13 protein-coding genes and 1 pseudogene are annotated in these 14,546 nt (G+C 66.7%); 6 read left to right on the forward strand and 8 right to left on the reverse strand.

Annotation, left to right across the window (positions count from 1 at the left end; all coding sequences use genetic code 11):
• The first annotated feature begins 207 nt into the window (after positions 1–207).
• The 6 genes and pseudogenes from ABD116_RS08025 to ABD116_RS08050 all read left to right on the forward strand — a co-directional run bounded on the left by ABD116_RS08025 (position 208) and on the right by ABD116_RS08050 (position 5,621).
• Positions 208–972 carry an SEC-C domain-containing protein gene (locus ABD116_RS08025; protein ID WP_343966473.1) on the forward strand — a complete coding sequence of 255 codons (765 nt, stop codon included), beginning with the start codon at positions 208–210 and terminating at the stop codon, positions 970–972.
• A gap of 569 nt (positions 973–1,541) precedes the next feature.
• Positions 1,542–1,949 carry a hypothetical protein gene (locus ABD116_RS08030; RefSeq protein ID WP_343966475.1) on the forward strand — a complete coding sequence of 136 codons (408 nt, stop codon included), beginning with the start codon at positions 1,542–1,544 and terminating at the stop codon, positions 1,947–1,949.
• Positions 1,950–2,742: 793 nt separating this feature from the next.
• Entirely contained in the window at positions 2,743–3,606 is an 864-nt protein-coding gene (locus ABD116_RS08035) for a L,D-transpeptidase family protein (protein ID WP_343966478.1), read from the forward strand.
• A gap of 58 nt (positions 3,607–3,664) precedes the next feature.
• On the forward strand, positions 3,665–4,363 hold the full coding sequence (locus ABD116_RS08040) for a hypothetical protein (protein ID WP_343966480.1): 699 nt from the start codon (positions 3,665–3,667) through the stop codon (positions 4,361–4,363).
• Positions 4,353–4,709, forward strand: a pseudogene (locus ABD116_RS08045) (helix-turn-helix domain-containing protein); the annotation flags it as partial. The gene ABD116_RS08040 and the pseudogene ABD116_RS08045, both read left to right, overlap by 11 nt.
• A gap of 69 nt (positions 4,710–4,778) precedes the next feature.
• Positions 4,779–5,621 carry an ImmA/IrrE family metallo-endopeptidase gene (locus ABD116_RS08050; RefSeq protein WP_343966610.1) on the forward strand — a complete coding sequence of 281 codons (843 nt, stop codon included), beginning with the start codon at positions 4,779–4,781 and terminating at the stop codon, positions 5,619–5,621.
• Here ABD116_RS08050 and ABD116_RS08055 read toward each other — a convergent pair.
• From ABD116_RS08055 to ABD116_RS08090, 8 genes are read right to left on the reverse strand one after another with little or no spacing between them, the layout of a single operon-like run.
• Positions 5,600–7,000 (reverse strand): amidase, encoded by a 1,401-nt coding sequence (locus tag ABD116_RS08055; protein ID WP_343966483.1) that lies wholly within the window; start codon positions 6,998–7,000, stop codon positions 5,600–5,602. The two genes, ABD116_RS08050 and ABD116_RS08055, sit on opposite strands and share 22 nt — an antisense overlap.
• 52 nt (positions 7,001–7,052) lie before the next feature.
• The gene (locus tag ABD116_RS08060; RefSeq protein WP_343966485.1) at positions 7,053–7,850 is read right to left on the reverse strand and encodes an SDR family NAD(P)-dependent oxidoreductase; all 798 of its coding nucleotides are present in this window, start codon (positions 7,848–7,850) and stop codon (positions 7,053–7,055) included.
• Positions 7,851–7,875: 25 nt separating this feature from the next.
• Entirely contained in the window at positions 7,876–9,330 is a 1,455-nt protein-coding gene (locus ABD116_RS08065; protein ID WP_343966488.1) for an aldehyde dehydrogenase family protein, read from the reverse strand.
• On the reverse strand, positions 9,327–10,205 hold the full coding sequence (locus ABD116_RS08070; protein ID WP_343966491.1) for an ATP-binding cassette domain-containing protein: 879 nt from the start codon (positions 10,203–10,205) through the stop codon (positions 9,327–9,329). The genes ABD116_RS08065 and ABD116_RS08070 overlap by 4 nt, the downstream gene beginning before the upstream one ends.
• The gene (locus tag ABD116_RS08075) at positions 10,198–11,187 is read right to left on the reverse strand and encodes an ABC transporter ATP-binding protein (RefSeq protein WP_343966493.1); all 990 of its coding nucleotides are present in this window, start codon (positions 11,185–11,187) and stop codon (positions 10,198–10,200) included. The genes ABD116_RS08070 and ABD116_RS08075 overlap by 8 nt, the downstream gene beginning before the upstream one ends.
• Positions 11,184–12,002 (reverse strand): ABC transporter permease, encoded by an 819-nt coding sequence (locus tag ABD116_RS08080; protein WP_343966495.1) that lies wholly within the window; start codon positions 12,000–12,002, stop codon positions 11,184–11,186. Before ABD116_RS08080 ends, ABD116_RS08075 begins: the two co-directional genes overlap by 4 nt.
• Entirely contained in the window at positions 11,999–12,946 is a 948-nt protein-coding gene (locus ABD116_RS08085; protein WP_343966497.1) for an ABC transporter permease, read from the reverse strand. Before ABD116_RS08085 ends, ABD116_RS08080 begins: the two co-directional genes overlap by 4 nt.
• Positions 12,946–14,460 carry an ABC transporter substrate-binding protein gene (locus ABD116_RS08090; protein ID WP_343966499.1) on the reverse strand — a complete coding sequence of 505 codons (1,515 nt, stop codon included), beginning with the start codon at positions 14,458–14,460 and terminating at the stop codon, positions 12,946–12,948. Before ABD116_RS08090 ends, ABD116_RS08085 begins: the two co-directional genes overlap by 1 nt.
• Between the last annotated feature and the right edge of the window lie 86 nt (positions 14,461–14,546).

The following is a 14,546-nucleotide window of genomic DNA, read 5'->3' on the forward strand; positions in this document are numbered from 1 at the left end:
CACTGTGCGCGATGAGAGTGGGTTGTCCACAGGTTTCAGATCGTTCCGGGGCAGCGGGCAAACGTCCATATCTTCCCTGGCATGAACGACTTGACAGCAGACCAGCTCCGTACTTCGGAGGCCGACCGACTCACGAATCTTCTGGACTCCGCGCAGGGGCATCTGCTGGGCGGAACTCCGGACAAGGCGATCGCGATCTGGAAGGAGATGATCGCCGAAGGGGGCAATTTCGCCGACTGGGGTCGTCTTGAGTACGCCGACTACTTGTTCCGGCGAGATGAGGACGAAAAGGCTCAAGCCGAACTGGTTGGACTCACCGGAGGGCGGAGGGTGCTCGGAGCCCCTTGGTCTCTCGCCGGGGAGCTGCTGGAAGAGCGGGGTGAGCTGCAAGCCGCATTGTTCTTCTTCTCCACTGCGGTCAGTGCTCTCACAGCTGAGCAACGGAGCGCAGGCGCGCCGCTTTGGGCTCGCCAGCTCACGGCCAGCCTGCGCCGGGTGAAGTGGGCGTTGGAGATCCGCCTTGATGACCAGGATCTGGTGGCTGAGGCCGGTCCGGTGGAGCTGGAGGACAAATCGATCGACCTGCCGTACCTTCTGGGCAATCCACGGGTGATTAGCGGCCGCCTCCATTTCTGGGCGCGCGACCAGCTCGGGCACGCGGACTGTCTCTGGCCGCATAGCATCCCGGCGGACAGTGCCGACGAGTACTACCAGGACGTTGAGCGGGTACTTCGTGCGCATCCGAGCGGCCGGGTGCTTACTGTGCCGCGTTCGATCAGCACGGTCGACGACGAGCCGGACCCGGGAGTTCGCGACGCCAGATCGATGGCAGAGGTACTGGCGCTCGTGAACCAGATCGACGAGGGCACGGTGATCGAGTGGCCACCGGGGCGCAATCAGGTCTGCTGGTGTGGGTCGGGGAAGAAGTACAAGGTGTGTTGCGGCGGGCCATATGCCACCGCTGGTTTATGAGCCCAGACGACGGTGTGCCGAGCGGTCGGAGCGATGTCGCAGGACTTCGTTGCGGTAGACGAGCCTTGCGTGGCGGCTGTGACCAGCGGGCAACCGATGAGCCCGCATTGGGGGTTGGCGGGAGCTGGCGTTGGGGGTAGCAGGAGCTGGCCTTGCGGGTGGCGGGAGCTGGCGTTGCGAGTTGGCGGGAGCTGAGGTTGCGGGGCGCCAGGAGCTGGCGTTGTGAACGAGCGGGCGGGAGCGTGGCGCGAACGCAGGGTTTGCACGCAAGACGAAGCCAAGAGGGTTGTCCGGCTTAGCAGTCGGTCGGCCGAATAGGCGCGCACGGCAACCAGATGCCGTCACCAAGTGGGCGACGAAGGAGGCCACACTCGGAGAGGTGGGTGGGGGCTAGGGCCGTGTGAGCACGGACGGCTTGGCGCATGTTGGCCATGCGCGGCGTAGGTGTGGGCGTAGGCCCGGGCGTGGGCCTGCGGCGTGGGCGTGGGCGAGTTGCTAGGAATCTCCTGTTGAGGACGGTAGTTGGGTTGGTGCGCGAGGGCGGCCGATCTGGTCGGTAGGGTGGGGGTATGGCTGATGAGTACCGCGTTGAGGTTGAGTTGGATGACGCTGAGCATGGGTTGTCGCTCTTGGAGCGGTTGCGGGCGGTGGATCTTGATCATGCGGCGGAGAAGCGGCTGGGTGGGCAGGTGACTGTTACCCGGGATGGGTCTCGGTTGCTGATTTATGCGAACACCGAGGCGGATGCTCGTGAGGCTGAGAAGACTGTGCGGGAGCTTGTTGCCGACGATCGGTTGAGTGCGGACTACACGTTGACCCGCTGGAGTCACGCGAAGCAGGAGTGGGTGGACCCGAGTACGCCGGCCGATGACGCGGATGCGCCTGAGCCGAGTTATGAGGGTGTTGAGACGCCTGATCCTCGGTATGTGGTGATGCAGGCCTACAAGCCGGAGTTCTTGCGGGATCTTGGGCTCTGAGAAGCCGGAGTTCTAACCAGCCGTCGGTCTCTGAGCGACGGCTGAGCAGTCTGCTGAGAGGTTAGGGCAGGTTGGGCGGGACGCAGGCCGTTTGATCAGGAGTTGCTGGGCGGCGGTGGTGTGGGGGCTGCCTTGGTTGGGGTGGCTAAGGCTCCCGGGAACTGCGTCGAACGAGTTGCCTAGGCGGTAGGTGTTTCGGCTAGGCCGTAGCGGGCTTCGGCTACGACTGTGGGTAGCGCAGCCGCTGAGGCTGAGGTGAGGACTTGGGAAGACCGCGCTTTGGCGGTGTCGTCTCCGCGGCGGACCCGGCGGAATTCAAGGCCAGCGCGGGTCGCGGGGGCGATCGTCGCGGCGGCCTCGACGGTTCAGTAGGCGGAAGCACGCCAGGTCCGTCGGTTCCTCGTTGAGGAGATAGCCGCGATCGCGGGCGGAATACCTGGGAGCCGACGAGCCAGCGTACGCAGGTATGAATCATGCCACTGGGGTTGGCTGGATACTGCACGTCCTCCCAGAGGCGCTCGACCAACTCGTCGATCGAGACCAGCGCGCGGGCGGACCTGTCGAAGGGCAAGTTTTGCCGGTCGGAGCAGGTCCTTCGCGGTTCGATGGGTGTCCTGTTGACCGCAGGTGCGCCGGCTGCCGAGCGCAACGGTTCGGTGACGGGTTGGAACAGATGGGGGTCGAGGAGCCTGCGGTGGTACTAGCCTCGGCGGGCGGTGGTGGCGTGCGGCGGGTCTTCGGCTGATGGCGCTGTCGCTCTGCGACTCTGGGAAAGCCGACGGAAAGGGGAATCGTGTCTCGACGGCGTGGTCTCGTTGCTGGTGTCGTCCTGCTCGCCGTTACGGTGACCGGATGCGCGGATGTGGCGGCTGATTCGGGTTCCTCCGGTACGCCGAGCGCTACCGCCACGTCCCCGAGCCCGTCGAGCAGTACGAGCGCCTCGAGTACGCCCAGCACCTCAAGCACACCTGGTACTTCGAGCACGCCCGGAGCATCGAACACGCCCGGTACGCCGACCACGCCAAGCACCCCACCGACCGTCAAACCCACGACGAAGCCGACGGTGAAGCCGAAGCCGCGCCCCATTTCGGCGTACGCGAAACAGGTTGAGGCCAAGCTCGACGCGCTCGGATACCCCGTCGGCGATGTCGACGGCGACATCACGAAGCGGGCCAAGCAGGCGTTGTGCGCCTGGCGCGAGACCAACGGCATGCCGGTCAGCCGTGGCGGGCTGACGGGAGCGGACGTCCGGTCGGTGCTGACGGCAACGAAGCGGCCGGCGGCGACCAAGGAGCCCGGGATCTACGTCAACAAGACGTGCCTGGTGCTGTACCAGATCGTCGGCAAGGAGATCCGCCGGATCGTCTGGGTGTCGACCGGCGGACCGGGGTACGAGACGCCGAACCGGACCGGCAAGGTGTGGCGCAAGTGGGCGGGCGCCCACGAGAGCAGCCTGTACGACGACGCGTTCATGTACGACTCGCTGTACTTCCTCAAGGACCGGCCGGGGATCGCGCTGCACGGGAGCCGGGTCAACACGCTGATCAAGACGTACCCGGCGAGCCACCGCTGCGTCCGGGTGATGCGGCCGCAGATCCACCACATCTTCGAGGAGACCCCGATCGGGACCAAGGTCCAAGTCTACGGGGAGTACTGACCGCGACACCCACTTGATTTCCCGGCAATTGTCCGGGGGTTCCGCTATAACTTGTCGCATGCATGAAGACCTGCTCGACGAGGTGACATCGGACTGGAAGGCCAGTGGTGTCCTGCCGGAGTTGATCGGCTTGCTCCGTGACGTGTGGCGGACCAATCTCGATCGGCACGAACCGGCGCTGGGCGATGACGCGGTCACGCTTGGGATGGGGTCGGCGCGGAACTTCGCGAATCGGACCGTGCAGGAGTTCGCGCAACGGGTTGATGTGCGGGCGGATCTTCAGGGGAACTCGTTGCGGGTTGTGCATCTGGGGCGGATTCTGCGGGCGTCGAAGTTGCCGGGGAAGTCTGTGCGGGCGGATCCGTACTCGATCGATTGGGACTCGTCCGCGACCAGGCATGAGGGGCCGGCGGCCAACAGTCAACAGCTGGAGCTGTTCGAGGGCTTCGAGCTGCCGGAGGAGGAGTTGGCGGCGAACTCGGCTGCTGGGTCGCCGCGGTATTTGCATCTGGCGTGGGCTGGTGATGCCGAGACGGGCGATGTTGCTGTGCATGTGGGGTTTCCGCGGGACACGAAGGATGGCGCGGGGCCTTGGTTCGCGGTGAAGCTCGTGTACCGGGATCTGCCTGGTGACCAGCTGCCGATCGTGCCGGTGACAGGGTACGACGCGGATCGGTTCGATCAACGGCCGGTACCTCCGATTGCTGTCCGTCTCCGCGGTACTGACCAGCAGGCGGCCGCCAACGATGGCGCGTGAGCAAGACACGGACCCGCAGAACAGCCGGTCCGCAAACGCTGCCGCACGCCTCGATGCGGGTGTTGAGGAGTCCGCGGGGGTGGTGGTTGACGTCGGCTCGGGCACAAAGGGGGCCGCCGGAGATCTTGTGCGGCTTGATGTCGGGGCTCGGGAGCGCCGGGCGGCGGGAGTCGCGGTGCGGTTTGATCCGTTGCGGTTGGCGTTGGCGCGGCGGCTTCGGGGGGTGCGGCGGGGTGAGTTGGCGGATTTGATTCGGGTGACGCCGGCGGCGGTTAGTCAGTTCGAGCGGGGGCAGACTCGGCCGACCTTGCCGTTGGTGGCTGCTATGGCGTTGGCGCTGGGTGTGCCGGGTGAGTTTTTTACGCTGGGGAGGTCGTTGCAGCCAGGGTCGGCTTCGAGTCCGCACTTCAGGAGTTTGCGGACTACGAGTCAGTTGCAGCGGGATCAGGCGTTGGCGTTTGCTGAGTTGGCTGCGGACGTACTGACTGCGCTTGAGCAACATGTCGAGTTGCCGCATCTGCTCTTGCCTGATCTGCGGGCGCCGGAGGCTCCGGATCTTGCGGACATCGCCAAGCTGGCGGCTGAGGCGCGGGCGCATTTCAACCTCGCGGCTGGGCCGGTTCCGCATGTGGTGAGGATGCTTGAGGCGGCCGGGGTTCTGGTGTTGCGGTTGCCGGAGATTTCGCAGTCGGTTGATGCGTTCTCGGCTCATCTGCCTACTCGGCCGGTGGTGTTGCTGAACCCGGCCAAGGGGGATGCGGCGCGGGCGCGGTTCGATTCGGCGCATGAGTTGGCTCATCTGGTGATGCATTTCGATGCGGCGCCGGGGTCGCGGATTGTGGAGAAGGAGGCCGACTCGTTTGCGGCGGAGTTCCTGATGCCTGCGGACGAGATCGTTGAGGAACTCCCCCGTCGGCTTGACTGGGAGAGGTTGCATCACCTCAAGCAACGGTGGGGCGTTTCGCTGAAGGCACTCGTCTATCGGGCGCACCACCTCGAAGTACTGACTCCGAATGCCTATCGGCGTGGCATGCAGCAGCTCAACGAGTGGGGGTATCCGGAGCCAGGTCAGTTGACTGCGATCGAGGCGCCGACGCTCCTTCAGCTCACCTTTGAGTTGCTGGAGAAGTCCGGGTATGGGTCGGATGAGCTGGCCGATGAGTTGCATCTGCCCGCGCCGGTGCTGATGGAGATTCTGAAGGCTGGGAGTGATCCTCGACCACAGTTGAGGCTTGCTCAGGCCGGCCAAGGGCGGTGATCGGGGACCAGGGAGTCGACGGAGGCGGCCAGGCGGAGGGCGGCCAGGTCGTTGAAGCGGGGGGCGGCGATTTGCAGGCCGATCGGCAGGCCGGTGCTTGAGAAGCCGCAGTTGACGGTGGCGGCGGGGTGGGTGGACATGTTGTACGGGACGGTGAAGGCGATGTGTTCGAAGGGCTTCAGGGGGTCGTCTGTCGGGTAGGCGAGCTCGGCTGGGAAGGCCGTGATCGGCGCGACCGGCGAGAGGATGAAGTCGTACGTGGCGAAGGCGGCGTCGACGGCGACGGCCATGGCGTGCATCTGGGAGTAGCCGTGGAAGACGTCGAAGGCGGTCAGTTCGGTGGCGGTCGAGACCCAGCGACGGATCTCCGGCAGTACCTTGGTGCGGCGGTCTTCGGGGAGAGCGTTGATGTCGTACGCCGAACGCACCCGCCAAAAGTGGTCGAGGCCGTCGAGCATGGCGCGGGTGATGATCGGTGGGATCGGTTCGACGATAGCGCCGGCCTTCTCGAGCAGGGTTGCTGCGGCGGAGACGGCTGCCGTGATCTCGGGGTCTACTGACAGGCCGAGGCCAGCGTCGAGCAGCAGGCCGATGCGGAGGCCTTGCGGGTCCAGGGCCGGGTTGTCGCTGTTGCCGTGGCTGGTGCTGTCGGGCAAGGGTGGGAGGGAGGTGTAGTCGCGGCGGTCGGGGCCGGAGATGACGGTGAGGGCTAGCGCGGCGTCGGCAGCAGTACGGGCTAGTGGGCCGATTGCTCTGCCTGGGTAGGGGTTGCCGACCGCTACTCGGCCGTGGGTGGGCTTGAGGCCTACTACTCCACACCAGCCGGCGGGGAGGCGGATGGAGCCTCCGATGTCGGTACCTAGGTGGATCGGGCCGTACCCGGCGGCCGCTGCTGCGCCTGCTCCGGCGCTGGAGCCTCCCGGCGTACGGGCGGGGTCCCAGGGGTTGCGGGACAGGTGGTGGAAGGTGGAGACGCCGGAGGAGAGCATGCCGTACTCCGGCATGGTGGTCTTGCTGAAGATAACGGCGCCCGACGCGCGCAGGCGGGCGGCGGCTGGGGCATCATCGGTTGCTGGGGTCAGGTCTGCGGCGGCTGTTCCTTGCGGGACTGGGGTGCCGCGGGTGGCGATGTTTTCCTTGACTGTCACCGGTACGCCGTCCAGGGGGCCGGCTGGTTCGCCGGTCCGCCACCTGTACTCCGAATCGCGGGCTGCCGCGCGGGCCGCCGTCGGGTCTGGCGCATAGAGGGCGCAGAGCCTGGGTTCCAGGGAGTCGACTCGGGCGAGTACGTCCTCCAACACCTCGACGGGTGACAGAGAGCCTTCCTGGTAACGGGAAACGAGCTCGACGGCGGTCAGATCGGCGAGGCGCTCAGTCATCTTTGCTCCAGTCGAGGTCGGGGCTGGCGGTGGGGGCCGGGGCGGCGGCACGTCAGTTCGGTGGGTCGAAGCGGCCGTCTACTGCGGTCCAGCCGCCGTCTACGTGGAGGACGCTGCCTGTGACGAAAGTCGAGGCGTCGGAGGCCAGGTAGACGACGGCGCCGGCTAGCTCGTCGGGGGTGGCCCAGCGGGCTAGGGCTGACTTCTGGGCGTAGGCGTCGTACCAGGCTGGGTTGGCTTTGATCTGGGCGGTGAGAGGGGTTTCGACCACGCCGGGGGCGATGGCGTTGACGCGGACACCGTTGGGGCCGAGTTCGGCGGCTGCGGTGCGGAGGAGTTGGACCAGGCCGGCTTTGGTTGCTGCATAGACCGATTGGCCTGGTTCGACTGTGGTCGCGCGGATGGAGCTGAAGCCGATGATGCTGCCGCGGCCACGCGTCGACATCGGGCCGCCGAAGGCGCGGATCAGGTCGAAGGAGGCGCGCAGGTTGAGTGCGACCACGCGGTCGAATTCCTCGCCGGTGTAGTCGAGGATGCGCTTGCGGACGTTCGTCGCGGCAGTGAAGACCAGCACGTCGACGTCGCCGAGCTCCTGAGCAGCTCGCACGACTGCTTGCTCGTCAAGAACATCCAGCCGGTACGCCGTAAGCGTGCCCGCGCCGACATCGGTGCCGGTGCCGGTGCCGAGAGACGCTGTCTCCGTGGCGGCGGCCAGGTCGCGGTCGGCGGCGGTGACGCGGGCTCCTTGGGCGGCGAGGGCCAGGGCGGATTCGCGGCCGATTCCGCTGCCGGCGCCGACGACGACCGCGTGCCTACCGTCCAGCCGGAACAAGTTCGCGTAGTCGGTCATCGGGGAACCTCCTCGGAGTTCGCGATCAGGGCTTCGGGGGCAGGGGTTTCGGGCGGATGATCGCCATTCGGGTGGTGGTCAGTTCCTCGATGGCGAAGCGGGGGCCTTCGCGGCCGGTACCGGAGTCCTTGACACCGCCGTACGGCATCACGTCGGAACGGAAGCCGGGAACCTCGTTGACCACCACTCCCCCGACGTCGAGCTGATCGATCGCAGCGAAGGCGGTCTCGAGAGAGCTGGTGAAGACGCTGGCGTGCAGCCCGTAGCGCGACGCGTTGACGGTGGCGAAGGCAGTGGCGAGATCAGGTACGGAACGGATCGCGATCACCGGACCGAAGATCTCCTCATCCCAGGCCGGTTGCCCATCCGGTACGTCGATCAGCATCACCGGACCCAGTACGCCGTCAACCTGCGACCCGGCTGTCGCGACACCGGCGCCTGCGCGCGAGGCTTGCAGCAACCAGTCCTGGACGCGGGCGGTCGCGCGTTCGTCGATGAGCTTGGAGATCTGGGTGTCGGGCGATCGCGGGTCGCCGACGACGACCTTCTGGATCCGCTCGTTGAGCGCTGCTTCGAAGTCTTTGCGGACTGATTCGAGAACTATTACCCGCTGGATGCTGATGCAGGCTTGGCCGGAGGCGTAGTAGCCGCCTCTTACGACGGCGTCGGCGGCTGCCGGGAGGTTGGCATCGGCGGCTACCACCAGGGCTGAGTTGGAGCCGAGCTCCAGCAACACCTTGGTGGGGGCGGCGTCCCGGGCTATTTGGTGGCCGACGGTGGCTGAGCCCGTGAAGGAGACTGCGCCGATTCGGCGGTCGGTGGTGAGGGTGGCACCGACCTCTGGGCCACCAGTTACTAGTTGGACCGCGGCAGGTGGGGCGCCTGCGGCGACGAGAGCTTCGCGCACTAGGTGGACTAGCCAGAGAGTGGCGAGTGGGGTTTGGGGAGCGGGCTTGATGATGACCGGGCAGCCGGCGGCTAGGGCGGGGGCGAGTTTGTGGGAGGCGAGCAGGAGCGGGTAGTTGAAGCCGGTGATGCCGACGACTACGCCGATCGGCTTGCGGATCCAGAAGCCTTGCAGGCCGTCGCCGCTGGGGAGGAGGTCGAGGGGAACGGTTTCGCCGTGGAGGCGGGCTACTTCTTCGGCTGAGGTCTCCAGGGTGAGGAGGGTGCGCTCTACCTCGACGCGGCAGTCGACGAGTGGCTTACCTGTCTCTAGTACCAGGAGGTCGACGAAGGCGTCGCGCTGTGCGGCGAGGGCGGAGAGCGCTCCCTGGAGGGCGCGGCGCCTCACGTGGGAGGGCAGGCGGCCGACTTCGGCCCGGACAGAGAGCGCGTTCTCGAGGGCTTGGCGAGCCAGGTCGACGGTACCGATGGGAGCTTGGGCCACCACGCTTCCGTCGTACGGGAAATGGACGGGGGCTGTGGACGGCGCGGGGATCCAGCCGGAGCCGATCGGTAGACCTTCGGGGAAGTTCATTCGGCGGCTCCTTTCAGGAGGTCTGACGTGGTGGCGCCGGCCAGGGCTCGCGGGAGGGTGGGGATCGCGGAGACGAGGCGGCGGGTGTACGGGTGGGTGGGGGTTGCGTAGACCTGGCCGGTAGGGCCGGTTTCGACCACCGAACCGGCGTGCATGACGGCTACCCGGTCGCAGACGTGCTTGATCACCGAGAGGTCGTGGGAGACGAAGACGAGGGTGAGGTTGAGTTCGTCGACGAGATCGGAGATGAGGTTGAGGACCTGGGCGCGGACGGAGACGTCGAGAGCGCTCACCGGTTCGTCGGCGATGAGGATGCGCGGGCGCGGCGCCAGGGCGCGGGCGATCGAGATGCGTTGACGCTGCCCGCCGGAGAATTGGTGCGGATAGCGGTCGCCTGCGTCGGCAGACAGGCCGACTGCTTCCAGGAGTTCGCGAACCCGGGCGCCGGAGGCTGGATGGCCTTGTACTACGAGCGGCTCGGCGATGATGTCGCGCACTCGCATGCGGGGGTCGAGGGAACTCATCGGGTCCTGGAAGACCAGCTGCAGGTTCGAGCGGAGGAACTTGAGGCGGCGTTCAGGGAGGCGGGTGATGTCGGTGCCTTCGACAACTACCTGGCCGGAGGTCGGGCGGTCGAGGGCGGCGATGATGCGGAGAAGGGTCGACTTGCCGCAGCCGGACTCGCCGACTATGCCGAACCGTTCGCCGGGTTGTACTTCGAGGCTGACTCCGCGCAGGGCGTGGACGGGCGGGGTCGCCTTGAGCAACGAGGTGCGGGCGCGGGGATAGTCGCGGCGGACGTCGATCACGCGGATCACGGGCTCGCTGACGCCGGGTTCGCCGGGGCCGGGGTCGGCGGGAGGTGGGTTAAGCATGGGCGGGCTCCAACGACGGAGCTGGGTGATGGCAGGCGAAGCCGTGGTCGGCCGTGCCTTCCCAAGGAGGAGACGATGCGCAGGTGTCGGTGGCGAAGGAACAGCGGGTGCGGAAGACGCAGCCGGACGGGAACTGGCCGGCCGCGGGGACGTTGCCGGGGATCGTCGGCAAGCGGCCTTCGGCGGACTCCAGGTCGGAGGCGGCGAGCAGGCCTTGGGTGTAGCGGTGGCGCGGGTTGGTGAAGATCTCGGCGACTGGGCCGGATTCGACTACCCGGCCGCCGTACATGACGAGGACTCGCTGGCAGACGGTGGCGACTACGGCGAGGTCATGGGTGATGAACAGCAACGCGGAGGAACGGGCAGCAACACCCTTCATGATCAGGTCGAGGATCATCGCCTGGACCGTCACGTCCAGGGCGGTGGTCGGTTCGTCGCAGATCAGCAGGGCGGGATCGTTGGCGAGGGCAAGAGCGACGACTACTCGTTGCCGTTGGCCACCAGACAGTTGATGCGGGTACGAGCGAGAGGTGCCGGGCAGGCCGACACGGTCCAGGAGTTCGGCGGCGGCCACACGGCCGGCGCGACGTCCGGCGACGGTGTGGTGGATGAGCATCGCCTCGGCGACCTGATCGCCCACGCGCATGGTCGGGTTGAGTGCGGTCATCGGCTCCTGGAAGACCATCGCCAGCGAGCTACCTCGCACGCGAGACATCTGGCGCTCGTCGGCGCCCAGCAGTTCGTGTGAGACGCCCGCCAACCGTACCGATCCGGCAGCGTGTACGTCTTCGGGCAGCAATCCGATGATGCTCAAGGCCGTCAGCGATTTCCCGGATCCCGACTCGCCGATCAAACCGACCCGCTCCCCCGGCCCGACGGTCAGATCCACATCGGCAACGAGTGTCTTGTCCCGCACCGTCACCGTCAGCCCCTGCACCGAGAGCACATCAGCCCGCGCCTCGTCGCGCAGTACGTCGGTCATCGCCGGTCCTCCAACTTCGGATCGAACCGGTCGCGCAACCCGTCCCCGAGCAGGTTGAACCCCAGTACTGCGACAGCGATCGCCACGCCCGGGAACACCGCCAGCCGCGGCGCGCTGAACAAGAACTCCTGGCTCTCCTGCAACATCCGCCCCCACGAAGGAGTCGGCGGCGGCGTCCCATACCCGAGAAACGACAACGCCGCCTCGGCCAGTACCGCGATCGCGAACGACACCGAAGCCTGCACAGTGATCAGGCTCGTCACATTGGGCAACACATGCCGCAAAGCCACCGGAAACGGCCGCCGCCCGGCTGCCCGAGCCGCCAGCACGTACTCCGTCCGCATCACCTGCAACGCCCCACTCCGGATGACGCGAGCGAACGAAGGCACCGTAGCGATGCCGATGGCAACCATCGCCGTCAACGTACTCGCCCCGAAAACAGCCCCGAACATGATCGCCAGCAGCAACGCCGGAAACGCCAGCAACAAATCGTTGCCCCGCATCACCACTTCCGACACCCACCGCGGACTCATCGCAGCGAAAACACCGACCGGTACGCCGATGACGGCCGCGACCCCCACCGCCACCAACCCGACGAAGAGCGTCGTCCGCGACCCGACCATCAGCTGGCTCAGCACATCCCGCCCGAACTTGTCCGTCCCGAACCAATGCGCCCACGACGGCGAGGCCAGCCGCACAGCAGGGTCCACCAGCGTCGCGTCGTACGGAGTCCAGACGAAGGACAGCAAGGCGACGACCACGATCAGCCCGACGATCGCCAAGCCGACAACGAGACTCGGATTCCACCGCCTCATCGCGCCACCCGCAACCGGGGATCCAGCGCGACGTACAGGAGATCGACGAGGAAGTTGACCACCAGCACGGCGACGACAAGCACCATCACCACGTCCTGCACCAGCAGCAGATCGCGATTGGACACCCCATCGAGCAACAGACTGCCGAGCCCCGGAATGACGAACACCCGCTCAACCACAACCGCCCCGATCAGCAACGTCGCCAACTGCAATCCGAGCACGGTCACCACCGGCACGGCCGCATTGCGCAACCCATGCCGCCACAACGCAGGAAACGGCCGCAGCCCCTTCGCCCGCGCCGTCCGCAGATAGTCCTCACGCAGCACATCGAGCACAGCGCTCCGCACATACCGAGTCAGCACAGCACCCTGTACGAGACCAAGCGACAGCGCCGGCAAGATCAACTGCTTGAGAAACATCCCCGGATCCGAAGCCGGCGGCGTCCACCCATTCGCGGGCAGCCAGCCGAGCTTCACCGCGAAGACCATGATCAGCAAGATCCCCGCGAGAAACGCCGGGATCGCGACTCCCAGTTGAGAAAGCGCAGAGAGCGCCAGCCCAGAGAGCCGGCGATGGCGCGCGGCCATCACCGTTCCCGCCGGAGCGGCGAGCACCAGCGCGACGACCATGCCGACCACGACCAGCCAGAGCGTGACCTGAAAGCGGTCGGCGACCTGTGGGCCGATCGCGACCTTCGACACGTACGACGTACCGAAGTCGCCGTGCAACAGTCCGCCGAGCCAATCGAAGTACTGCGTGGTCAGCGGCCGATCCAGCCCGAACTGCTGACGCAATGCGGCGACAGCCTCGTCCGACGCGTTGACGCCGAGGGCGACCCGGGCCGGGTCGCCCGGGAGTACGGCCATGAATCCGAAGACGAGCACCGAGGCGACCGCGAGGCTGATCACCAGCACCGCGGCGCGCTCGACCAATCGAAGGATCATCAGGAACGGGCGAGCCGGGACAGATCGAAGGACTCGGTGATCGCGTTGGTGGGCAGGCCGGTCAGGTTCTTGTCGGCGACGACGAGGTTCGGCAGCAGGAACAGCCAGTCGGCGGCCGCCTGCTCGGAGATCCGGCGCGCGGCCTTCTTCATGTTGTCGACCTGCGCCGCCTCGTCGCCGGAGTCCGCCGCGGCGAGCAGCGAGACCAGCGTCGGGTCGTCGTACCGGGTGTAGTACTTCACGTTGAAGACGGCGCCCAGGTCGCGCGGCTCGACGTGCGCGATGATCGACATGTCGTAGTCGGCGTTCTTGAACACCGTGGTCAGCCACGCCGCCGGGAACTCGAGCTGGTCGATCGTCACCTTCAGCCCGACCTGCTCCAGCTGGCTCTTCACCACCTGACCGCAAGAGGTTGCATAGGGCAACGTCGGGAGCCGGAGCCGCAGCGTCGCACCAGCAGCACCCGCTGCCTTCAAGGCGGCCGTCGCCTTCGCCTTGTCGTAGGGCGCGACGCCGGTCAGGTCCTCGTACCACGGGTCGGTCGGCGGGACCATACTGCCGATCAGCTTGCCGCGACCCGCGAAACACGTGTCCAGCAAGGCCTTGTGATCGATCGCCTGCCGGATCGCCTGCCGCACCCGGATGTCCTTGAACACCGGCCGCGAGTTGTTGAACGACAGCACGACCTCGCCGTTGGTCGTCCCCTCGATCACCTGGTACTTGCTGTTGCTGGTGAACTGAGTGAGAGCCTCCGGCGCCTGCACCGTGCCGATGACGTTGATCGTCCCGGTCAGCAGCGCGTTGTTGAGCGCCGTCGGATCCTTGAAGTACTTGAGCGTGACCTGGTTGAAGAACGGCTTCGTGCCCCAGTACCCGTCGTTGCGCTGCAGCACGATCGAGTCGCCGCGCTTCCAGCTGCCGAACTTGTACGGTCCGGTGCCGACCGGGTCGGTGGCCAGCTTGTCGATGCCGGTCTGGGAGAACATCGCGCCGACCCGGGTCGTCATCCGGAACAGCCAGCCGTTGCTCGGCGCGCTCAGCGTCACCTGCAACTCGGTCGGCGAGACGGCCTTGGCGGCGGACACGACGTCCATGGCCGACTTCAGCGAGGTGGTCCACGCCGTCTTCACCCGGTTGATGCTGAACACCGCGTCGGCCGCGGTGAAGGCGGCTCCGTTGGTGAACTTGGCATTGTCGACCAAGGTGAAGGTGTAGGTCTTGCGGTCGGGCGAGACGGTCCACGACTTGGCCAGGTCCGGCACGATCTTGCCGGTCTCGTCCTGCTTGACGAGCCCGTTGTAGACGTTGCCGAGCAGCACTTGCGGGATCGCGGCGCCGTCGGTCGTGGTGAAGTCCAGGCTGGCCGGCTCGGCGACCAGGCCGACGGTCAGCGACTGGTCGCCGCCGGGAGACGAGCCTGACGTCGTACCGGAGCCCGCGGAGCAGGCCGCGGCCGATGCGGCCAGTAGAGCGGCGCCGAGCAGCGCGATCGCCCGGGTGGAATACGACTTCACGCGAACTCCTCTGACCGTCATGCGCGCATTTTGCCTGGCCACGGGGTGACGGGCGTCGGCGGATCGCCGGTGGGCACCGGACCCGT

Source organism: Kribbella koreensis, from assembly GCF_039525325.1.
In the GTDB taxonomy this organism is placed as follows: Bacteria; Actinomycetota; Actinomycetes; order Propionibacteriales; family Kribbellaceae; genus Kribbella; species Kribbella koreensis.

Excerpts from the sequence above, each read along its gene's own strand:
- ABD116_RS08070 (WP_343966491.1), bottom strand. The coding sequence starts at position 10,205 with ATGCTTAACCCACCTCCCGCCGACCCCGGCCCCGGCGAACCCGGCGTC.
- ABD116_RS08080 (WP_343966495.1), bottom strand. The coding sequence starts at position 12,002 with ATGAGGCGGTGGAATCCGAGTCTCGTTGTCGGCTTGGCGATCGTCGGG.
- ABD116_RS08060 (WP_343966485.1), bottom strand. The coding sequence starts at position 7,850 with ATGACCGACTACGCGAACTTGTTCCGGCTGGACGGTAGGCACGCGGTC.
- ABD116_RS08085 (WP_343966497.1), bottom strand. The coding sequence starts at position 12,946 with ATGATCCTTCGATTGGTCGAGCGCGCCGCGGTGCTGGTGATCAGCCTC.
- ABD116_RS08065 (WP_343966488.1), bottom strand. The coding sequence starts at position 9,330 with ATGAACTTCCCCGAAGGTCTACCGATCGGCTCCGGCTGGATCCCCGCG.
- ABD116_RS08040 (WP_343966480.1), top strand. The coding sequence starts at position 3,665 with ATGCATGAAGACCTGCTCGACGAGGTGACATCGGACTGGAAGGCCAGT.
- ABD116_RS08055 (WP_343966483.1), bottom strand. The coding sequence starts at position 7,000 with ATGACTGAGCGCCTCGCCGATCTGACCGCCGTCGAGCTCGTTTCCCGT.
- ABD116_RS08025 (WP_343966473.1), top strand. The coding sequence starts at position 208 with ATGATCGCCGAAGGGGGCAATTTCGCCGACTGGGGTCGTCTTGAGTAC.
- ABD116_RS08030 (WP_343966475.1), top strand. The coding sequence starts at position 1,542 with ATGGCTGATGAGTACCGCGTTGAGGTTGAGTTGGATGACGCTGAGCAT.
- ABD116_RS08075 (WP_343966493.1), bottom strand. The coding sequence starts at position 11,187 with ATGACCGACGTACTGCGCGACGAGGCGCGGGCTGATGTGCTCTCGGTG.